Here is a 22,214-nt window from a genome sequence, read left to right on the forward strand (position 1 = left end):
CCTGTTTAGGTGATACAATAGTCTTAAAAAATTCCGAATTCATCCATCATCCAGCTACTTAAATAAGTAAATAATGATGGTGGTACCTCATGTGCCAGCTCAGGGTAAACAAACACCTTAGGGTTCGATTTAATATTGTTGAGCATGGTGTACTCATTATATGGCGGCGCCAGGTTATCAAGCAAACTCACCCCAATAAGCGCCTTACAATTCAAATTACCTGAAAAATTTTTCAGATCGTAATAATCCAGGTTATCCAGCAGCTTGTTAAGCGGGATATATTTATTTTTGCTGTAGGTAACTATGGCGCTCATTGGCCAGTCGGGGTTGCCCTGTAAAGCCCTGAAATCGCAAAAAACCGGGTTATTGGCCGAGCATAGTTTAACGCGCTTATCCAAACTACAGGTAACAATACTTAAATAGCCACCCATACTACCGCCCGAACAGATGATGTTGGTTGAATCCAACTCCGGGCGGGAGCATATAAAATCAACCGCGCGTATGCAATCCATTATCGCGCCGCGGTAAATGTATTTCTTTTTGTTCTCGATGTCGGTGGTCAGGTAGCCATCTTTAGTAGGATGCACAATGTCACGACTGTTGCCTTGCCCCCGTACGTTGAAGGAGAGGATAGCCAGTTCAGAATTACCGAATATCGGCTTAACACCAATGCCGCCATAGCCCGGTAGTACCAGCCATACCGGTAGTTTTTTACCGGGCTTAATATTTTTAGGCATGGTGAGCCAGCCCCGTACCTTCAGGTTACCTAATGATTGTGCCTCTACCAGGTAAACACTGGTGCCGCCCTGTGCCATATCGGGCTGCTCTGTTACCTTGAAGTTGGGCTTCACGGCGTTGAGCTCCGCGCGGGCATCCGACCAAAAATCATCAAAATCAACCGGGCGCTGGGCCGTCGATTTTATTTGTTTAGTGTTAAAGCCATAAACGCGGCGCAGGGTGTCATCATATTCGGTAACGTTGATCATGAATGATACCTTGTAAAAACCCGCTTCCCTTTGCTGCGGTAGGGTAAAGGCGTATTTGCCATTGGCATGTTTGCCCAGCTTTACCGGCATTGATTTGGAGCCAAGCTCTTTATCCTTCAAATCGGTAACCAGGTAGCTTAGCGTACCCTCTTGTACTACGTTGTACGAGTTATGGATCTTCAGCTCATACTCTACCTTTTCGCCGGGCTGAAAAATGCCTTCTTTCTTTTTGGGCGATGCCTCAAAAGTAAACTCGCCCTCTTGCTCCGGGCCTTCCTGCTCTTCGTGTTGCTGTTGCTGCAAAAAACTGTTCACGGCACAAAAAGCCTGCGTTGCCCCAAGCATTAAAATAGCCGTAAATAGTATCCTGACCTTATACATTATTAAAACTTAGTAATTACCGACAACGAAAATGTAGTACCCTTACCGGTTGAACGGCCAACTAAAAACTGGTTAACTCCCGCGAAAAACGACAGCTTAGGATTAACGATATAAGCATAGCTGAATGAGCCCTGGGTATATGAAAAATCCTTATTTAACACGAGGTTTTGATCGAGCGTTTTGTTGATACTGGTAGAGTAGTTGCCTGATACGCCTACAGCTACCTGGTTATGTTTATCAAAGTTCAGGCCGAAAGCACCGGTGTAACGTACCTGGAACGGCCCCGCGTTTTGAAAATACTGGCGACCGCCTACTTCAAGGTTCATATAATAATTTTTTGAGCCGATCTTGCCGCTGCCCGAACCGATGGCCCTCACCTCGGCCCCGCCTGATGAAAAGCCCAGCCCGGTATTGCTGTAAAGCGGCGCGATGGCCATACCCTGTATGGCAAAGTAATATTTAAAGTTGATGTTGGTGAGGTAATACCTAACGCCAAACTCCATATCGCCCAAGCCCTGTGAAGTTGCGGCGGGCAGATCACGTTGTTTAAATTCGTTGATGATGTAAGGTAATGATACCACACCGGTAAGCCTGCGGCTGATGCCATATTCGCCATAAAGCGATAGCGAGCGCGACTCGAAGTAGCCACCCTGGTCATAACTGCCCAGCTTGCCGCCCTTATCCCAAAGTTGCGAAGCCCTGAAGTAACTTGCCGTTACCGATACCAGGTAATTGCCCTTTTTTACCGGCCAGCCACCTGCCATAACTGTAGCCGGTAGCGCCGCGATGATAAAGGCAATAGCTGTTTTGTAAAGTATTTTCATATTGATAACCTGTTATCTTAAATAATTAGCGTGATGTTTGGCATAGTAAGGCAACTTCATGGATGCTGATAATGAAGCACCGTAACCCTGGCCGGTGTTACGCCCCGTAATAATGTAAAAGCCGCTTAAATTCATGGTAAAGCGCTTTGAAAAAGTATGCCCGAAACCTGCTGTAGCACGCTGATAGGCATAATTGCGCGCAGCGAAAGCGTTAAGCGTAAGTCCCTTATCATCGCTTTGCGAATAGATGCCGCCATAGCCAAAATTTAACTGATTTGCATCATCCAGCTTAAAGCCCAACAATCCATCCCAGGTTAACTGGCGGGGCGCGTTGTTGCCAAAGTATTGTCCGCCGCCCAGATCGACATTGTAATACGTTTTTTTACCCAGCGGGCCGGAGTTTGACAGCCTTGCCACCATGCCCGTGTTGCCAAGCCCGAATGTTTTGATATCGGTGTTTTTATACAACGGGGCTACGCCACCTACGTAAAGTGTAATGTAATTAGCGTAATTAAAGTGTTTAAGCACCCCACTCAAACCCAGTTGCAAGTCGCCCGCGCCACTTTGGTGAAAGGTGCCGTATTGGTTAGTAGTTGTTTGGTACGATGCAGGCAGGGTAGCTATCAGATCTAAACCACGGCTAAGCCCGTAAGCAGCATATACACCTATTGATTGTGCCTGGAAACTACCGTCAATATTTTCGAGCTTGCCTGCGTTGTTCCAACCCTTATCAGCCTTGTAGAACGATATGGTGGTTGATATTACATAATGCCTTTTGCCTACCGGCCAGCCTGCCCTTGCCGGGATAGCCTGCGCTAAGGTTATAAGCAATGCGCTTAAAAGTATCTGTATCTTAATTTTCATTCCGGTTCAGGGTTATTAAGGCAGTAAAAAATATTCGCGCAGCCACTGGTATTGAAAGCGGTAGTAGTTACCGTCAACCTCGTGGCCTTTGTCGGGCGTTATCCATAATTCCTTTTTTTGAGTGGCCAGCCGGTTGTACATGGCAATGCTGCAGCTTGGCGGGCACAGTTCGTCAAGCAAACCAATACCCATCAGCACCGGGCAGCGCACCATGCCTGCAAAGTTCAGCGGGTCAAAATAATCCCATGTTTTGAATAATCGCTGCTCGGTAAAGCCGGTTTTCTGGCTCACATAATTATTCATGTACCACACCGGGGTTTGCGTATTTGGGTGCATGGCTTTTGATATGCGCACGGCATTATGGATATCGCTGTACAGCGGTACCTCGGTAGTTACCAGTTTTATGCGTTTATCCAACGCGGCCACTACAATAGCCAAAGCGCCGCCCTGGCTGCCGCCATCAATAGATATGCGAGAGGTATCTAACCCCATATCCGGGTGCGAAGCGATAAAATCGACTCCACGAAGGCAATCCATATACACGGCACGGTACACATAGTTATTCCTGTCGCCAATATTGTAGAGGTTATACTGGATGCCTTTGGTATTGATGGCATCCTTACTGTTACCGTTACCGCGCACGTTTATAGAGAATACCGCAAAGTCATCCTCCATCATGCTGGGTTCCATGGTTACCAGGTAACCCGGCACACGGTAACGCACCGGCAATTTTTTAGGGCGGTTTTTAGGTATGGTAAGCCAGCCGCGAATCAGCGCGTTGTTCCATGAGCGCATCTCCACCAGGTAAACGGTGATCTTTGGTGTCGATAGGTCCTTACGCTCCAGCACACGATATTTAGGCGGAACTTTGCTTAACGAATCGCGGGTTTTTTGCCAGAACGATACAAAATCAGCCGGGCGGTTATTCTCCGCTACTATCTGATCGGGCTTTACACCAAATACGCGGCGTACGGTATCATCATATAATGAAAGATTGAAACGAAAACTCAACTCGTAAAAGCCGGGCGTTTTTGCAGGGATCTTAAAACTTAGTTTTTTGCTGCCACCCGGGCCTATCTTTACTTTTACCGAATCAGTAAAAACATGTTTGCCATAGTCGGTTTTAAGTTCGTAGCTTACTTTGCCTTCCTGTACTTCTTTATAGGTGCTTTTTATCTTGATATTATAAGCTACATCAGCAGGATCAATGAAAATGGCGTTCTTGCTTTTTGATGTAATATCCAAAAATACTTCACCTTCCTCCTCAGCGGCTTCTTCATGCCCGTTGGTTTGGCAAACAGCAAGCACAGGTGCGCATATGCTAAAGCATAAAGCAAAAATAAGAGCTAAAATTTTATTCATTTGGGCTCAATTATTCAATAGTCAATGTATTTTAATCAGGTACCGTAATTAACAATTAAGAATAATTTTACCCAAATCAGGGAAAAAATTACCCAATGCCCCATATTGTAGAGCCTTAACAAAAAGCTATTATGAAACTGTTCCGCTTGAAACAGAGTCACATTAAGCTCATGTATGGGCTTTAAATATTAAGTATTAATTAATCGTTATTTTCGGTACCTGTTAAAAAGCAAAATCAATACCAACAGATGGTTTTAACATTGGCCACAGGGAGGTAGCTTTTTAGCGTTGATGGTTAAGGTAGAGCAAAAACGGGCAGAAAAATTTTCCTGCCCGTTAAAATATTAAGCTATTGTTTCGGCATTAACCCTTTGCCTGGCTTCATGCGCGGCGGCTACCATGTTTTGCAGTGCTGTTTTGGTTTCGGGCCATTTGCGGGTTTTTAATCCGCAATCGGGGTTTACCCAAAGGTTGCGGGCGGGCAACAATTCGGCGGCTTTTTCAAGCAGGGCCACCATCTCGGCAGTGGTTGGTACGCGCGGCGAATGTATATCATAAACGCCCGGCCCTATCTCGTTAGGATATTTGAAGTTGGCGAATGCTTCCAGCAACTCCATTTGCGAGCGCGAGGTTTCAATAGTGATCACATCGGCATCCATAGCGGCAATGTGCTCAATAATATCGTTAAACTCGCTATAGCACATATGCGTATGTATCTGCGTTTGGTCGGCAACGCCACTGGCCGATATACGGAAGGCCTTTACCGCCCAATCAAGGTAAGCGGCGCGGTTAGCCTTACGCAGCGGTAAGCCCTCGCGGATAGCCGGTTCGTCTATCTGTATAATGCCTATGCCGTTTTGTTCAAGCGCAACTACCTCATCCCGTATTGCCAGGGCTATCTGGTTGGTGGTGATTTCGCGTGGCTGGTCATCCCGCACAAACGACCATTGCAGTATGGTTACCGGTCCGGTAAGCATCCCTTTCATCAGCTTATCGGTTTGCGCCGCGGCAAAGCGGCTCCACTTAACGGTCATATCCACCGGGCGGGTAACATCGCCATAAATTACCGGGGGCTTAACGCAGCGGCTGCCGTAACTTTGCACCCAGCCGTTTTTGGTAAAGGCAAAGCCATCTAACTGCTCACCAAAGTATTCCACCATGTCATTACGTTCAAACTCACCGTGTACAAGTACATCAATGCCTATTTCTTCCTGCCAGCGTATGGCATCAATGGTGGCCTTTTCAAGGGCTTGCTCATAATCAGCAGCGCTTAGTTCACGCTTTTTAAATTTAGCGCGTAGCTGGCGTATGTCCTCAGTTTGCGGAAATGAGCCAATGGTAGTTGTAGGGAAGGCGGGTAGTTTAAAGCGTTGATGCTGTAGCTGCTGCCTTACCGGGAATGTGCCGGTACGCTTATCATCCGCATCACTTAACGCGGCTATGCGTTGTTTAACGGCAGGTTTATGTACCCGTGTTGATGATCGCCGTGCTTCTATAGATTGTTGGTTGGCTTGCAGATATTGCTGGCCATCATTACCGATGGCTATGGTATTAAGCTCCCTAACCTCGTTTAATTTCTGCCGGGCAAAACTCATCCAGTTTTTAAGACCGTAATCAAGTTCTGTTTCCAGGTCGAGATCAACCGGGCTATGCAGCAGCGAGCATGATGGCGCTATAATAACACGATCCGCACCGATAGCCGCTGTAGCCTTCTCTATCAGTTCCAACGAAGCTTTATAATCATTTTTCCAGATGTTGCGGCCGTCAACCACACCCAGCGATAGCTTTAAGCGTTCGGGCAATTGTGCCAAAACGGCATCCAGTTGCTGCGGCGCGCGTACCAGGTCAATATGCAGGGCGGCAACAGGCAGGTTTACCGCAAGTGAGGTATTATCAAGCAAGGCATCAAAATAAGTAGCTACTAAAATGTTTACCCCGCTAATGCGATTGCTTATCCATTTATAGGCATACTCAATGGCTTCCTTCTCCTTTGCCGACAGATCAAGCGCCAGCACCGGCTCATCTATCTGTACCCACTCCGCGCCTTGTTGTTTAAGGCGGTTAATAATGTCAACATATACCGGAACCAGTTTTTTTATCAGGTCGATACGTTCAAAACGGCTGCCTTTTTCCTTGCCCAGCAGCAGGTAGGTTACAGGGCCTGCCAATACAGGTTTGGCCTTGCCGCCCAAAAACTGGCGGGCTTGCTGGTATTCGGCAAACAGTTTTTCAGAGAATATCCTGAACTCCTGCGCCTGATTAAACTCCGGTACCAGGTAATGGTAGTTGGTATCAAACCATTTGGTCATTTCCAGCGCGGTAATATCCAGCCCGTTTTGCTGGTAGCCGCGTGCCATGGCAAAGTAAAGGTCGGTTTCGGTATTGGTTTTTACCTCGGTAAGTACAGGGGTAAAGCGGTCGGGTATCACGCCCAAAAGCAGGCTCATATCCAGTACCTGGTCGTAAAAGCTAAAATCGTTACAAGGTATAAGGTCAATACCGGCATCCAACTGGGTTTGCCAGTTATCCTCCCTGATGGTTTTAGCGGCCTGGTTCAGTTCCTTCAGGTCGATCTTGTTTGTCCAGTAATTCTCGCAGGCTTTTTTGAGTTGACGGCGGCTACCAATGCGCGGGTAGCCTAAGTTTTGCGTTAGCATGTCTTTTAAAAAAATTAATTAATAAATCTGTTAAAAGCGCTTTAGCCCAGCTTCGCAAAGCATCACGATAAAAAAGAAAGAAAATGAGATATAGGCACAACAGTACAGGGCAAGCCAAACCAATACAGGCGGGCTGCTTACATGTACATCAATACCTGATCAAATTGCTTCAAATCGCGAAAGCATTGTCAATTCGGTAACAGGCAGGTCTCCTGGCTTGTAACATTTTTGCCGCCCTTCCCGCCTTTACGACAGTGGACATGATGTGGCAAAAACCTTTGGCGTTACTTACAGTTGCGCGACAGCCCGTGATTTTCACACGGTTCCCTATTAATTTAGCGTTTGTAAAACCCGTACCGGTTTGATGAAGATAAGTAAAGAACTTGCAGGGGCTAAAATACGTAAAATAAAAATGGTTGATGCCGCTTTGTTCGCGCAAGCTTTACATATAGCTTATTTTTTCTTCCTCCAGATCTAAAAAGAGCAAATGCCTGCGTACCACGTCTTCGCTTACTGCGCTGCTGTTGTGGTTGGTTTGTGTTAGCCAACTGCGCTGGTGCTCAAGCACCTGGCTGTATACCATTTTAAAGCCCTGGTCAATAGTGTCGGTATCCTGATCGCGCAAGTTTGATCTCCATTTTTGGGCTATTTGCTGCAATGCCGGAAGCTGGTCAAGCTCAGTCCGGTAGTTACTTTCAACATACTGCAACGCCACCCGGTTAAGCTGTTTGCGCAAATCAAGGTACATTTCCTCGTCTGTAAGTTTATAATCCGGATCGGTAAGCTTTAAGCGGTTAATAATTACCGGCAGGGTTAAGCCCTGTACCAACAGGGTAGTAAGTATTACAATAAAGGTGATGAACAATATCAGGTTACGTTGCGGAAATTCGGCCCCGCTGCCTAAATGCGTGGGAATAGATAATGCCGCCGCTAATGATACCACGCCCCGCATGCCTGCCCAGCCAATAACAAGCGGGCCTTTTGCGCCGGGGTTGCGCGTGTCCGCAACGGTTATGTAATTGCGTGCTATCAAGGTAACAGCTACGGCACCAAAGCTCGACATTAACCGGGTTATCACTAATACCAGTGTTATGATCAGGCCGTATACTATGGCATCGGATATACTGGTTTTGCCCAGCTCCGCGGTAATTTGCGGCAGGTCAAGCCCTATCAGTATAAAAACCAAACCATTTAAAATAAAGCTAAGGCTTTCCCAAACGTTTACATTTCGTAACCTTGATCGGCTGTTTAAAAAGAGCAGCCGCCTGTTTGACAGCAATAAGCCACCGGCAACCACGGCCAAAACGCCCGAGCCGCCAACCTCTTCGGCCGTTATGTACATGGCATAGGGTGTTACAATGGTCAGGATGATGTCCATATTGGCATCAGTGGGTAAAAACTTGTGCATCTTCATGGTCACAAAACCAATGATAAGGCCGCTGCCAACACCGCCCAGCAGCATCCACACAAATGAGAGGGCGGCCTCATGCCATACAAACTGCCCTGTGGCTACCGCAATGAGCGCGAAGCGGAATATAATGAGCGATGAAGCATCATTCAGCAAGCTCTCGCCCTCAAGTATGGATGAGATGCGTTTAGGTACCTTTACAAACTTGAGTATAGCCCCGGCGCTTACCGCATCCGGCGGTGATACGATGCCGCCTAACAAAAAACCAAGCGCGAGCGAAAAGCCCGGTATAAAATAATTGGCCGCCAAAGCCACGGCAAGCGCTGTAAAAAACACAACAATAAACGCGAAGCTGCCTATTACCCGCCGCCAGTGCCACAACTCTTTCCATGATATTTGCCAGGCGGCATCGTAAAGTAAAGGCGGTAAAAATATAATGAATATCAATTCCGATTCAATATGCAGCGCGGGTATGCCCGGGGCAAAACTGATCAGCAGGCCTGCCAGCACAAGCAATACCGGGTAGGCTATCCTGATGCGGTTGGCCAGCATGATGAGCAAAATTATAATTACTACAAGGCTTATATAAAACGGGAAACTACTGAGCATAGGTTATGGCTAAAATGTATCAGTAAAAATAAAATCTTTCCTGATACATCCCCTTATACAGGCCATGTAATAGTTATAAAGTGTTGCCCGTGGTAATGTGAGTGCTGAAATTAATCAATTTAGGATGTTGGTGGCAGATCAATAACGCTAACAGAAATAGTGTTTTTAACTGCGAATAGTCACATTCGGCAAATTTATTTAACGATTTAATAACATTTAAACAATTTAAATTTTGTTGTGGTTGCTTTTTAATTATATTAGAAAGTTCAAAATCATGTAATAGTTATCTGTTAACAATGAGAGGGTTCAAATTAAATCGCCACCAGAATTTAACCTTTGAAGAAGTTTTTGATCGTTATAAGCGTCAGGTTTATAGCCAGGTTTACGCTATAGCAAAATCTCAGTATGCTGCTGAGGAAATAACCCAGGAGATATTCATTAAATTATGGACTAACGCCGAGGCTTTACATGATGTAAAAAACCTGGGTGGCTATATATATACTATAACACGCAATTACTCATTAAACTACCTGCGCAAAACCGCCAGTGATGTTAAGTTGGTAAATGAGCTTATGCGCGTAGCTGTAGTTAACGATAATAATACCGAGGCACGGCTTGCAGCATCTGAGTGCCGTGGCCTGATCTCTAAAGCGGTGAGTAAGCTTTCCCCGCAACGCCAATTGGTTTATAAGCTTTGTAAGGAGGATGGCATGAGCTATGACGAAATTGCCGCTCAGCTTAACCTGTCAAAACATACCGTAAAAAATCATTTAATGGCTGCTTTGAGTTTTATCAATACCTATCTTACTAAAAATGGAGTAAATCCTACCTTTATATTTATAATCTGCTGTTTATATAGCTAATTTTTAAGGTGAATTAGTTACTCCATTACTGCCAGTGTAATTATAAAGGTTATTTATGTGCAATAATTGCTTTATTGGCGTTTTTTACTTAAATAAATTGATAACATCCTACATGGCCTATTCTCGATTTTTATAATTGGCTCATTTCAGAGTTTGTTTAGCTTATTAAATGCGTGTGATTTTAATAAAATATCAAATTTTTTAATTTTCATTAGTCTGTTTGCTTGTTTGCTGTGTCTTTAGTATATCAATCAGGATATTAATGAACGATAGGCAGCGGAAATCAGAGCTCTTTGAAAAGTACATGAACAATTCATGTACCCGTGAGGAGTTTGATGAGTTTTTAAGGACGATAAAGGATTCAGATAATTTTGATGATCTTGATGGTGCTTTCAAAAAACAATGGGAGCAGGCAAAGCATAGCCAACCGGTCCATGCCGTAAATTGGGATAGTATTTATCAAAATATAGTTATGCGGCTTTGGGCTATTAAAAAAGCAAGGCTGCGTTTTAAATACATCACCCTGCTGTTAATTATATGCGGTGCGGCATTGTTTTTATACCCGCGCTATAGTAAGCCAACAGCAGTAAACTATATAACCCGGCAAACTGCGGCTGCCAAAACCAAAGTAGTATTGCTTGATGATGGCACACGGGTTACCCTTAATGCCAACAGCAGTTTACGTTATCCTGAAAATTTTAATAGCGATAAACGCGAGGTATACCTTACAGGCGAGGCTTACTTCGAGGTTTTTCATGATGCCGATAAGCCCTTTGTAATACACTCCGGTAAATTGCTTACCCATGTATTGGGTACAACATTTACAGTAAGCGCTTACCCGGGTGCGGCATCACCGCTTAATGTTACAGTATTAACCGGTAAGGTTGCTGTAAAGCACGAGCAGGCCAATGCTTTAGCAGTACTTACCCGTGGGCAATCAGCCACCATGAATGCCGGGAAAAGCAAATTTGAGCTGACCAAACTCAAAAACCCTGAAGACGCCATAGCATGGATAGATGATAAACTGATATTTGAGAATGCCGACCTTAAACAGGTAGCTGCCGTGCTCAGCAATAAATACGGTGTAACCATAAATGTTTTGGATGATAAAGTGGCCACGCAGCGTATAACGGCCATATTTCAGGGGCAAACATTATCGGGCATATTAAAGGCGGTTACCAAAATAACGCACACCCGCTATACCAACACCAATAACACTTACACCATAACAGCTAACAGTAATAACCAATTAAATTAATAGAAGGAGAACCACTATAGCGAAAAAAATAACATAAAAAAATAAGGTTGAATGTGGTACCAGCACATCCAACCTCTATGGGCCGAGGGCCCTCAAATTCATAGTTAAACCCGTAAGGGCATTTCATCACTATAAATTTTTGATCAAATATATGACAAATAAATCATTGTCCTCACATTTGATATGTAAAGCATTTATGCGGTTAAGTTTAATTTGTACCATTATTTCTGTTTGCTTTACCTACGCGTCAGCCAAAAAACTTTCCGCGCAAGACCTCAATACCCGTATATCACTGCATGTAACCAACATGCCTGTTAAGGATGTTTTGAGGCAGATCAATAAAGAAACCAGGATCAGCTTTGTATTCAGTAATTCAATTGTTACCACACAACAGGTAAGTGTTGATGTAAAGAATGAGCCATTAGGTACCGTGTTAAAGCGCATGCTTAACCCTATCGGTATGGAATATTCCATATCGGGCAATGTGGTTTTGATAGATAAAAGAAGCCCTGTTACTGAAGATGCCGCGCCGCCGGCCGAAACATCTGCCGCGCCACTAAAGGTTAGCGGTAAGGTGGTTGATAAAACCAACCAGGTACTGATAGGTGTTAGCGTAATGATAAAAGGTAGTAACAACGGCACCGTTACCAATGCCGATGGCCGCTATACCATTACCGCGCCTGACGAAAATTCGATATTAGTATTCTCATACATGGGTTTTATAACCCAGGAGGTACAGGTTAATGGCCGTGCTACCATTGATGTGCAGTTAGCCGAAAACAAAACCGAACTTAATGAGGTGGTGGTAACGGCTTTGGGTATATCAAAGCAAAAAAAGGCACTGGCATACGCCGTAACCGAGGTTAAGGGCGAAGAATTTACCCAGGCACGGGAAAATAACGTGGCAAATGCCTTAACCGGCAAGGTGGCAGGTGTTAACGCAACGGGCCTTTCAACCGGTCCGGGTGGATCAAGCCGCGTGCTGATCCGTGGTAACGGTTCACTATCGGGCAGTAACCAGCCGCTGTATGTGGTAAACGGTATGCCTATTGATAATTCGGTACCAGGCGGCAGCGCCTCTACCAACGCGGGCGGCGGTAATGTTGACCGTGGCGATGGTATCGCGGGAATCAATCCGGATGATATTGAATCAATGAGCGTACTTAAAGGTGGTACCGCTGCCGCGCTTTACGGTGCAAGGGCGGCCAACGGTGTTATATTGATCACCACCAAAAAAGGCCGTGCCGGTAAAGGTATCGGTGTGGAATATAACTCCACCTTTACTGCCGAATCACCTTCGGTGTTTCCGGATTGGCAGTACGAGTACGGCCAGGGTGATGGCGGTGTAAAACCAATGACCCAGGCTGCCGCTATACAAACAGGCCGCCGCTCGTTCGGGGCGCGTATTGATGGCTCAACTTATGTTGGCTTTGATGGCCTTGAGCATCCATATTCAGCTCAAAAAAATAATATCAAAAACTTTTACCGTACTGGCACCAACTTCACCAATACAGTAGCATTTACCGGCGGCACCGAGGCGGTAACCTATCGTTTCTCCATGTCTGACCTGGATAGTAAAAGCATTTTGCCGAATAGTGATTTTAACCGTAAAACAGGCAACCTTAACGTAAGTGGTAAGCTTGGCGAAAAATTGAGCTTTGAGGCTTCGGCACAATATAATATTGAGAATGCTAAAAACCGTGCAAGCGCGGGCGATGCCTTGGGCAACCCTAACTGGACGCCTTATATGATAGCCAACACCGCCGACATCAGGTGGCTTGATCCGGGTTATGACGCTAACGGTAACGAAATTCCATGGAATGATGCATCCATAGCCTCAAACAGTTATTTCGTTGTAAATAAATATCAGCAAAAAGATACCAAAAACCGCTTTATCGGCCAGGCCGGTGTTACTTATCAGTTCCTTAAAAGCCTGTCTATCAAAGGTGTGGTAAGCCGCGATTTTTACAACTACAACTACAATTACATCATCCCGACAGGTACATTATATGTACTTAACGGCCAGTACAATGAGTTAAAGGCTGATGCATCAGAAACCAACGCGTTGGTAACCCTGAACTACAATACGCAGGTGAAAGATTTCGGCATATCCGCCTTTGTAGGCGCCAATCAGCAGCGCTCGGTTTACAACCAATCAAATATTGTAGGCGCTAATTACATCATTCCTTACTTCTACAGTTCTACCAATTTATCGACAATATCTACCACACCAACCAATAACAAAACCGCCATCAACTCCTTAATGGGCTCGGCTGATTTGAGTTACAAGAACTTTGCTTACCTGACGTTTACCGGCAGGCAGGATTGGTTTTCAACGCTTAGTCCGCAAAACAATAATATCTTCTACCCATCAGTAGGCGGTAGTTTTGTATTGTCCGAAGCGTTTAAAATGCCGCAATCAATAACTTATGCCAAGGTGCGTGCATCATGGGCACAGGTAGGCGGCGGCGCGCCTGATCCATACCAGATCAACCAGGCATTTATGCTGGTACCAAGCTCAGGGCAGCCCTTGCAAAATGTGGCCAGCACTACCATGACCAACACTAACCTTCGCCCATACACATCCACCACAACAGAGGCCGGTATCGAAGCACGGTTTTTGGATAACCGGATAGGCTTTGATCTGACGCTGTATAACCGTAAAACCGCTAACGACATTGTATCTGTTGCCATATCTGGCACATCAGGCTACAATAACCGCATACTTAACGTTGGCGAGCTAAGCAACAAGGGTGTCGAGGGTTTAATAAATGGTACCCCGATAAAAACCAAAGCTTTTACATGGAGTGCGAGCTACAACGTGGCCTATAATAAAAATGAGGTGATCAGGCTGGCTGATGGGTTAGATCAGATACAGATGGCATCGTCAGTAAATGGATGGGGTTATATTAACAACATTGTTGGGCAGCCTTATGGCAGCATAGTAGGTACGCGTATGCAGCGCGATGGCGCAGGTAATATAGTTTATAACTCAACCACCGGTTTGCCGGTTGCCACACCGCTGCAAACTTTAGGCAATGGCGTTGCGCCGCTCACCATGGGTTTAACAAATGATTTCAGGTATAACAGATTTAGCCTGAATGTATTGGTTGATGGTAAGTTTGGCAACAAGATACTATCGCTGATGGAGATTTATGGTACGCGTTTAGGCTTGATGAAAAGCACATTGCCAGGGCGTGATGGTGGCTTGCAGTTAAGCGGTGTTGACCAAAGCGGCAACCCTTACTCGCGCACGGTACCGGTGGCTGATCTGCGTACTTACTATGATAACAATAAATCATATTCAGAACTCTTTTTGCACGATGCCAGCTTTGTAAAACTACGCCAGGTGATATTAACCTACAATATACCTGTTGATAAGTTAAAGTTTGCCAAACTACAGGGGGCCAGCATAGCATTTGTTGCCCGTAACCTGCTCACGTTATACAGCCAAACCGACAATTTTGATCCCGAAGCCAGTTTTACCAATGGGTCAAGCCAGGGTTTTGAGTCGTTCGGTTTACCGCGTACCCGTAGTTTTGGTTTAAACCTTATGGTTAAGTTTTAAGTAAAGCATTGATCCAGTAATTATTAAAAGGACAATTTGAGATGAAAAAAGACTTAAGAAAATATATTCTCCTGATCATAGCCTGTTCGATAGGTTTACAGGCATGCGACAAGAATTTTGAGGAGATGAACACCAATCCTAACACATCGCCAAATCCAACACCGGCGTTCATCTTTACCAAATCATTACTTGATGGCACCGGCGATGTGCTTAACCTGCTGCAAGGCACCATGCAATATACCACCAGTTATAATGATGTGGCAGGCTTTGGCGCTAAATATGTATTGAGCCAAAGCCAGCAATCGTGGCCGGTATTCAATAACGCCTACCCGAAGGAAATAAACGAGATATTACAGGTTATCGGCGAGGTGAAAGACGATGCAGCGTTATCAAACCAGTTGCAATGCGCGCGTATATGGCGTGTATACTGTTTTAGCCGGGTAACTGATCTGTATGGCGATGTGCCTTACAGCGAGGCTGGTAAGGCTTTTACCGATGGTATTTTTAAGCCGGTGTACGACAAGCAGCAGGATATTTACGCCGATATGCTGAAGGAATTAGATGAGGCCGCAACAGCGATAACTACCACAGCGACAACCTTTGGCGCTGCCGACCTGATCTATAAAGGTAATATGGCACAATGGAAAAAATTCTCCTACTCGCTGATGCTGCGCCTGGCCATGCGCATGACCAAGGTAGACGTTGCCGCTGCAGAAACATGGGCTAAAAAAGCCATTGCAGGTGGTGTGATACTGGATGATGCCGATGTAGCCAAGGTTACCGGTTACGTATCAACAGGCCAGGACATCAATAAAAACCCGCTCGCGTTGAATTTGTATAACTCCGATTATATAGCGGGTAATGGTAACAGTAACCCCGAAGGTGGAAAATTTCAGGATGTTTTCATCAACTTTCTGAAAACGAATAACGATCCGCGTTTGGGTGTGCTTTCGGTAGTTTGGAATGGTACAACTCCTGATACTACATCATCCGTGCAAAAAGGCATGTCGGCCATGTTGGGTACTAAACCTGCTGATTTTGTGACCTACTCGGAGCCTAACCCGGCTACCATCCTACAGCTTAACAGCCCATATTTATTACTTACCAATGCCGAAACTAACTTTTTGTTAGCAGAGGCAGCTTTGCGTGGCTGGTACACAGGCGCATCGGCAAGTGTGGCTTATGAGAATGGTATAAGCGCCGCCATGAGGCAATGGGCACAGTTTGGTACCGGCGCGGGTAATATATCGGATAATCAGATAGACACCTACATACGTTACCATGAGCTGAATACCAGCGCCAGCACTGATGCGCAGTTAGAGCAGATCTACACGCAGTTTTGGGTAGGCGTTTACCCTAACGCTACCGAAACGTGGAATACCTACAGGCGCACAGGCTATCCTAAACTTACCCCAAATACTTATGTGGGTAACGCTACGGGCGGTAAAATATTCAGGCGGTTTTTATACCCCGCAACGGAGCAGAATTTAAATGGCGAAAACTACAAGGCAGTTATCGCACGCCAGGGTGCGGATGAGTTTCTGACCCGCATGTGGTGGGATCGCCCATAAGGAAAAAAGAGAATTTGGTTAGTTAAGTGGCGAATAGTCCCCGCCGGTTTAATGATTTGTCGGCGGGCTATTCATTTTTTAACTTAGTCATATTCAACATAAAGAGAAAAAACAAATAATAACAAAATGGAAAGAAGATCGATCGTAAAGAAAATGCTGGCATCAGTAGCCGGGTTATCTGTTTTTGGCCTTGCCAAGGCTGCTCCTGCACAGGCAGCCGAAGAGAAGGAAGTTAACAATGTTACCATGCAGGATGATGTTCCGCTGTTTTCCGGTTCAACTAAACTGGGCAACATGATCTTTATAGCCGGTAAAGGCGCGCACACTGCACCCTTTGAAATTAAGGCCCATACCGAGATTGTACTCAAAGAGCTTGAGCAGGAGCTTAAAAAAGCAGGTTCATCAATGGAAAAGGTACTGAAGGTAAATGTTTACCTGAATGATATTGCCGACTACAAAGGCATGAACGAGGTATACAAGGGCCGTTTTGGTAAAAAACCTCCGGTGCGTACCACGGTAGCTGTTGCCAAAGGTGGTGTACCCGGCGATTCGCTTGTTGAGATGGACTGTATTGCCTACATATGATCGGCTAAAACCACCACTAAACTTTGATAATGAAACGTAGAAACGTTATAAAAAGCCTGTCAATGCTCCCCTTTGCGGGGGCGCTGACAGCAAAGGCAGCGAGCGCGGTTACACCCGAAGCGGCACCTGCATCTAAACGCGATTTTTTTAAGGAGCTTGGCGTAACCCCGGTAATCAATGCATCGGTTACCATGACCTTTCTTTCAGGCTCGCTGATGCTGCCGGAGGTATTGGAGGCTATCAACTCTACCTCGCATGATTTTGCTAACCTGTATGAATTACAGGATAAAGTAGGTGCCAAAATTGCCGAAATGCTGCATTGCGAAGCGGCTATGGTAACATCGGGCGCGGCATGTGCCATGGTACTGGGTACGGCGGCTTGTATTACAGGTACCGATGAGCAAAAGATAAAAATGCTGCCCAACCTGCCGGGCGCAAGGCCGGAGGTGATCATGCAAAAATCGCACAGGTATTTGTTTGACCAGGCGGTGCTTACCACCGGCGCTAAAATTATTGAAGTTGAAGGCGCTGCCGCAATGGCTGCCGCTATTAACAGCAATACGGTTATGGCCCTGTTTTTTAATGCGGCTGGTAAAAGCAGCATCAGCCATGAGGACTTTTTAAAAGTGGCCAAGGCCAAAAACATTCCTACCTTTTTAGATGCCGCGGCAGATGTTCCCCCGGTTGAAAACCTGTTCAAATTCCAGAAGATGGGGTTTGACCTGGTAACCTTCTCCGGCGGTAAAATGATACGCGGGCCGCAAAGCGCCGGGTTGTTGTTTGGCCGTAAGGATCTGATAGCCGCCGCGCGCTTAAACCATAGTCCGCACGAGGCACCGATAGGCAGGCCGATGAAGGTGAATAAGGAAGAAATGTTTGGTATGTATGCCGCGTTAAAGGCTTACCTGGAGCGTGACCATAAAAAGGAATGGGCCGACTGGGAACAGCGTACCAAAACTATCGGCGCTAACCTGGAAACTATATCGACCGTAAAAACCCGTATGGTGGTTTATCCCGGACCGGCAAATGCCTTCCCGAGTTTGTTTGTAAACTGGGATCAGGCTAAAATAAAAACTACCCCTAAACAGGTAGTTGTTGCTTTAAAAAGCGGAACCCCAAGCATAGTTGCCAATGAGCGGGATGATTCGCTGATCATCGGTGTAGTACTGCTGCGTACCGATCAGATAGATGTAGTGGCTGGCAGGGTAAAAGCCATTTTACAGCAAGCATCAGCATAATTACAGTCGGCGCTTTATAATACGTTTTGTCGGCTTTTTCTTTCTCGATCTAAAAATACAGCGATGAAAAAAATATTTGTATTTGCGTTTATGGCACTTTGCTTAAGCAATAGTGCATCGGCGCAAACCTACAGCATACTGATAAAGGGCGGCCACGTTATCGACCCAAAGAATAATATTGACGAGGTGATGGATGTAGCCATTGCTGATGGTAAAATTGTTAAGGTGGCTAAAAACATAGGCGGTACGGCCAAGCAAACGGTTGATGCCAAAGGCCTGTACGTTACACCGGGACTGATCGATATCCACTCACATAATTTTTTTGGTACCGCGCCCGATCATCAGTACGAGAATGGTAACCTTGCCCTGCCGCCTGATGGCTTTACCTTCCGCAATGGCGTAACTACCGTTGTAGATGCAGGCAGTTCGGGCTGGCGTACGTTCACTACGTTTAAAGAACAAACCATTGATCAATCGCAAACAAGGGTACTGGCTTTTTTAAATATAGTTGGCGAGGGTATGCGTGGCGGCTACGAGCAAAACCTAAACGATATGGACACCCGCATGTCGGCATTAATGGCAAACCGGTTTAAAAAATATATAGTTGGCTTTAAGGTAGCGCATTACGAGGGGCACGACTGGTCGCCGGTTGACCGTGCCGTGGCCGCAGGCAAAGCCGCCGGTGATATACCGGTGATGATTGACTTTGGCGGAAGCCAACCGCCATTGCCTATTGAAGAGTTGTTTATGCAACACCTGCGCCCGGGCGATATTTTTACCCATTGCTTTGCACAGATAAACGGCCGGGAATATATTGTTGACCAGCAAACGCAAAAAGTAAAGCCCTTTGTATGGGAAGCCCGCAAGCGCGGTATTTATTTTGACGTAGGTTACGGCGGTATCAGCTTTGCATTTTCGCAGGCCATACCGGCGGCTAAGGAAGGCTTTTTTCCAAGCTCGATCAGTACCGATATCCACACCGGCAGCATGAACAATGCCATGAAGGATATGCTCACCACCATGTCGAAATTTTTGGCTATAGGTATGGATCTGAAAAGCGTGATCAAAGCGTCAACCTCAAACCCGGCGATGGAAATAAAACATGAAGAATTGGGTAACCTCAGCGTTGGTGCCGAGGCTGATGTGGCTGTACTCAACATCCGCAAAGGAAAATTTGGCCTGTTTGATTACACCGGCCGCAAGGTTGAAACTGATAAAAAACTGGAATGTGAACTGACCGTACGCGCAGGTAAAATAGTGTACGATCTGAATGGTATTGCCAATCCAATCACTATCCGTTAATTTGTTAGCTGAAGTTTATTTGTATGAGATTTAAAAAGATTGCCATTGGTTTAAGCGTATTGTTAGGTTGGTTTACTGATGCCAATGCCCAAACCATTACCCGCGACGAACTGGTATTTTACACCTCGGAATGGAAAGGCGAACGGTTTAAGGATGGCCGCCCTAAAATACCCGACGCGTTGATAGAACGCGCCAAAAATATAGGCATTGAAGAAGCCTGGACAGTTTTACGTAACGAGGGCTACAATAACCAGTTTGAGCGCGGCTGGAAAACCGTAAATGATAAACCTGTTGTTGGTCGCGCGGTAACCGCCATGTTTATGCCTGCCCGGCCTGATATTGAAAAGAACATTAAAGAGCGCGGTAATAAGCAGGGCCGAAAAGGTAACACCAACGCCTGGCCAATTGACGTACTTACCACAGGCGATGTTTACGTGGCTGATGGTTTTGGCAAAGTTAAAGATGGCACGCTGATAGGCGATAACCTGGGTAACTCTATCTTCAAAAAATCAGGCAACGGTGTAATTTTTGATGGTGGAGCCCGTGATTTGCAGGGCCTTGCAAAAATAGACGGCTTTAATGCTTTTGTGCGCGATTTTGATCCGTCTTACCTGGCTGAGTCGGTATTGATGGGGTTGAATACGGCTATCCGAATCGGGCAGGCCATTGTGTTGCCCGGCGACCTGGTCATCTCTGAGCGGGAGGGTGTGTTATTTATCCCGGCTCATCTGGCCGAAAAGGTGATCATTACCGCTGAATTTATCGGCTTGCGCGATAAGTTTGGACAGGAGATGCTGAAAGCCGGCACCTATACCACAGGGGAGATTGATAGCCAATGGACACCGCAAATAAAGGATGCCTTTATTAAATGGCTCGAAAAGCATCCCGAAGAAATGAAAATGACCCGCGCGCAATTAGACCAGTTTATGGAAAAGCGTACCTGGTAATATTAATTACTTTTATTGAAGCCCTGTTGTTATACACAACGGGGCTTTGTTGTTTAAACCACGCATCAGTAAAAAATAAAAAATAATTTGCGCAAGCATTTAATTGCATATATATTAGCAAGCAAATACTTGCATATTATTTATGGATGCCAGACGTGATGTTTTTCAGGCGATTGCCGACCCTACCCGCCGCGCCATTTTGGGCATGGTGGCCAATCAACCCCAAAATGTAAATGCCCTTGCCGAAAAGTTTGACGTAAGCAGGCAGGCGGTATCATTACATGTTAAAATACTGCACGAGTGTGGCTTGCTAACCATCAGACAACAGGGCCGCGAACGTTATTGCGAGGGCCGGTTTGATAAATTAAGCGAAGTGGCCGAATGGATAGAACAGTACCGCAAATTCTGGAACAGCAGGCTTGATTCGCTCGAACAATACCTTAATCAAATACAAACTAAAACCGATAAACCATAAGCACTTACATATCAAAACCAAAAAACCAATTAATATGAATAATCCCAAGAACACCATCACCAGCATACGCGAGTTCACTTATCAGCGCGAGCTGGTATATAATGCCTTTGTCAATCCGGAATACCTGGCGCAATGGTGGGGGCCTAATGGCTTTACCAACACCATCCACAAGTTTGACCTTAAACCCGGCGGCGACTGGACGCTGACCATGCACAGCCCGGACGGGCAGGATTTTTATAACGTGAGCAAGTTTGAACAGGTAGTAGCGCCGGAGCTAATTGTATACAAGCACCTCGATCCGGTACACGTTTTTACCGGTTCGCTGGCGTTCGGGTATTCATCCGGCAAAACCAGGGTTGTATTTACGATGACTTTTGAAAGCGATGAAGAATATAACAAGGTGAAGGATTTTATAATACCCGCCAACGAGCAGAATTTTGACCGGTTAGAAAAGGTATTAAGCACTATGCCCGCTAACCGCGAACTGATTTTCAGCCGATTGCTTAATGCCCCGCGTGAACTGGTTTTTGCCGTATGGACAAAGCCCGAACACATTATCAACTGGTGGGGGCCGAACGGTTTTACCAACACCATTGAATACATGGATGCCAGTACAGGCGGTAGCTGGAAATATATGATGCACGGGCCTGACGGGCGTGATTACCCTAATTTTATAAAATATACCGAGGTAGTAAAGCCCGAAAAAATCCGCTATCTTCATGGTGAGGATGAGGGGGAGAAGGAACAGTTTGAAGGATTGATTACCTTACAACAAGAGGGCAATAACCAAACCCGCCTTACCATGCGCCTGCTGTTTAACAACGCCGAGGAACTTGAATATGTGGTACGTGAATTTGGCGCTGCTGATGGTGGCAACCAAACGCTGAACAAGTTAACCAATTACATAAATCAACTCGTATCATGAAAAAAGTGAACATTATTTACTGGATATTCACCATACTGCTGGTGGCATCCATGCTGTTTTCGGCTATTGGTGGCTTTATGCCAACCCCGGAGGGTACTGCCATGATGAAGCATATTGGCTTTGGTCCGCACGTGCTGCCGTTGCTGAGCGTATTAAAAATATTAGGTTCCATTGCCTTGCTGGTACCGGGGTTTGCACGTTTAAAGGAATGGGCATACGCCGGTTTTACGTTTGACCTGCTGGGCGCGGTATATTCTTTTATCGCCGTGGGAGATCCGGTAGTGATGTGGGCACCTATCTTATTGGGCTTTGTGTTTATCGCCATGTCATACATCTACTGGCATAAAAAATTAAAGCTGAAAGCATCGCAATCACTCAGATAAATACGCTT

General features: G+C 45.7%; 17 protein-coding genes and 1 riboswitch. Of the genes, 11 read left to right on the top strand and 6 right to left on the bottom strand.

Translation table 11 applies throughout. The features are described from left to right. Positions 1 to 23: 23 nt before the first annotated feature. The 6 genes from LJ707_RS19875 to LJ707_RS19900 all read right to left on the bottom strand — a co-directional run bounded on the left by LJ707_RS19875 (position 24) and on the right by LJ707_RS19900 (position 9,091). Positions 24 to 1,367, bottom strand: a complete 1,344-nt coding sequence (locus LJ707_RS19875; RefSeq protein ID WP_228954442.1) for an acetylxylan esterase — start codon at positions 1,365 to 1,367, stop codon at positions 24 to 26. Between the two features lie 2 nt (positions 1,368 to 1,369). Further along, positions 1,370 to 2,191, bottom strand: a complete 822-nt coding sequence (locus tag LJ707_RS19880) for a hypothetical protein (protein ID WP_228954443.1) — start codon at positions 2,189 to 2,191, stop codon at positions 1,370 to 1,372. A gap of 12 nt (positions 2,192 to 2,203) precedes the next feature. After that, complete coding sequence (locus tag LJ707_RS19885) at positions 2,204 to 3,055, bottom strand: hypothetical protein (RefSeq protein WP_228954445.1); 852 nt, start codon at positions 3,053 to 3,055, stop codon at positions 2,204 to 2,206. Positions 3,056 to 3,070: 15 nt separating this feature from the next. Further along, entirely contained in the window at positions 3,071 to 4,417 is a 1,347-nt protein-coding gene (locus LJ707_RS19890) for an acetylxylan esterase (protein WP_228954446.1), read from the bottom strand. A gap of 344 nt (positions 4,418 to 4,761) precedes the next feature. Then, complete coding sequence (gene metE, locus LJ707_RS19895) at positions 4,762 to 7,074, bottom strand: 5-methyltetrahydropteroyltriglutamate--homocysteine S-methyltransferase (RefSeq protein WP_228954447.1); 2,313 nt, start codon at positions 7,072 to 7,074, stop codon at positions 4,762 to 4,764. A 184-nt stretch (positions 7,075 to 7,258) separates the two neighbouring features. Then, positions 7,259 to 7,444, bottom strand: a riboswitch (cobalamin riboswitch). A 72-nt stretch (positions 7,445 to 7,516) separates the two neighbouring features. Beyond that, positions 7,517 to 9,091 carry a Na+/H+ antiporter gene (locus LJ707_RS19900; RefSeq protein WP_228954448.1) on the bottom strand — a complete coding sequence of 525 codons (1,575 nt, stop codon included), beginning with the start codon at positions 9,089 to 9,091 and terminating at the stop codon, positions 7,517 to 7,519. 296 nt (positions 9,092 to 9,387) lie between these two features. On the opposite strand from LJ707_RS19900, the gene LJ707_RS19905 reads away from it, so the two are divergent. The 11 genes from LJ707_RS19905 to LJ707_RS19955 all read left to right on the top strand — a co-directional run bounded on the left by LJ707_RS19905 (position 9,388) and on the right by LJ707_RS19955 (position 22,206). Further along, positions 9,388 to 9,954 (top strand): RNA polymerase sigma factor, encoded by a 567-nt coding sequence (locus LJ707_RS19905; RefSeq protein ID WP_228954454.1) that lies wholly within the window; start codon positions 9,388 to 9,390, stop codon positions 9,952 to 9,954. A 262-nt stretch (positions 9,955 to 10,216) separates the two neighbouring features. Then, a complete protein-coding gene (locus LJ707_RS19910) occupies positions 10,217 to 11,212 on the top strand; it encodes a FecR family protein (RefSeq protein WP_228954455.1) in 996 nt (331 codons plus the stop codon). A 196-nt stretch (positions 11,213 to 11,408) separates the two neighbouring features. Next, positions 11,409 to 14,780 carry a SusC/RagA family TonB-linked outer membrane protein gene (locus LJ707_RS19915; protein ID WP_228954456.1) on the top strand — a complete coding sequence of 1,124 codons (3,372 nt, stop codon included), beginning with the start codon at positions 11,409 to 11,411 and terminating at the stop codon, positions 14,778 to 14,780. A 41-nt stretch (positions 14,781 to 14,821) separates the two neighbouring features. After that, positions 14,822 to 16,351, top strand: coding sequence for a SusD/RagB family nutrient-binding outer membrane lipoprotein (locus LJ707_RS19920; protein WP_228954457.1), 1,530 nt, complete (start codon positions 14,822 to 14,824; stop codon positions 16,349 to 16,351). Between the two features lie 126 nt (positions 16,352 to 16,477). Continuing rightward, entirely contained in the window at positions 16,478 to 16,936 is a 459-nt protein-coding gene (locus tag LJ707_RS19925; protein WP_228954458.1) for a RidA family protein, read from the top strand. Positions 16,937 to 16,965: 29 nt separating this feature from the next. Then, positions 16,966 to 18,174 (top strand): aminotransferase class V-fold PLP-dependent enzyme, encoded by a 1,209-nt coding sequence (locus tag LJ707_RS19930; protein ID WP_228954459.1) that lies wholly within the window; start codon positions 16,966 to 16,968, stop codon positions 18,172 to 18,174. Between the two features lie 63 nt (positions 18,175 to 18,237). Further along, positions 18,238 to 19,476 (top strand): amidohydrolase/deacetylase family metallohydrolase, encoded by a 1,239-nt coding sequence (locus LJ707_RS19935; RefSeq protein ID WP_228954461.1) that lies wholly within the window; start codon positions 18,238 to 18,240, stop codon positions 19,474 to 19,476. 23 nt (positions 19,477 to 19,499) lie between these two features. Continuing rightward, complete coding sequence (locus tag LJ707_RS19940) at positions 19,500 to 20,423, top strand: RraA family protein (protein ID WP_228954463.1); 924 nt, start codon at positions 19,500 to 19,502, stop codon at positions 20,421 to 20,423. A gap of 142 nt (positions 20,424 to 20,565) precedes the next feature. Further along, the gene (locus LJ707_RS19945) at positions 20,566 to 20,898 is read left to right on the top strand and encodes a helix-turn-helix transcriptional regulator (RefSeq protein ID WP_228954465.1); all 333 of its coding nucleotides are present in this window, start codon (positions 20,566 to 20,568) and stop codon (positions 20,896 to 20,898) included. A 34-nt stretch (positions 20,899 to 20,932) separates the two neighbouring features. Then, positions 20,933 to 21,823 carry an SRPBCC family protein gene (locus LJ707_RS19950; protein ID WP_228954467.1) on the top strand — a complete coding sequence of 297 codons (891 nt, stop codon included), beginning with the start codon at positions 20,933 to 20,935 and terminating at the stop codon, positions 21,821 to 21,823. After that, on the top strand, positions 21,820 to 22,206 hold the full coding sequence (locus LJ707_RS19955; RefSeq protein ID WP_228954469.1) for a DoxX family protein: 387 nt from the start codon (positions 21,820 to 21,822) through the stop codon (positions 22,204 to 22,206). The genes LJ707_RS19950 and LJ707_RS19955 overlap by 4 nt, the downstream gene beginning before the upstream one ends. The last annotated feature ends 8 nt before the right edge of the window (positions 22,207 to 22,214 follow it).

Origin of the sequence: Mucilaginibacter sp. UR6-1 (assembly GCF_020880975.1) — a bacterium.
Lineage (GTDB): Bacteria > Bacteroidota > Bacteroidia > Sphingobacteriales > Sphingobacteriaceae > Mucilaginibacter.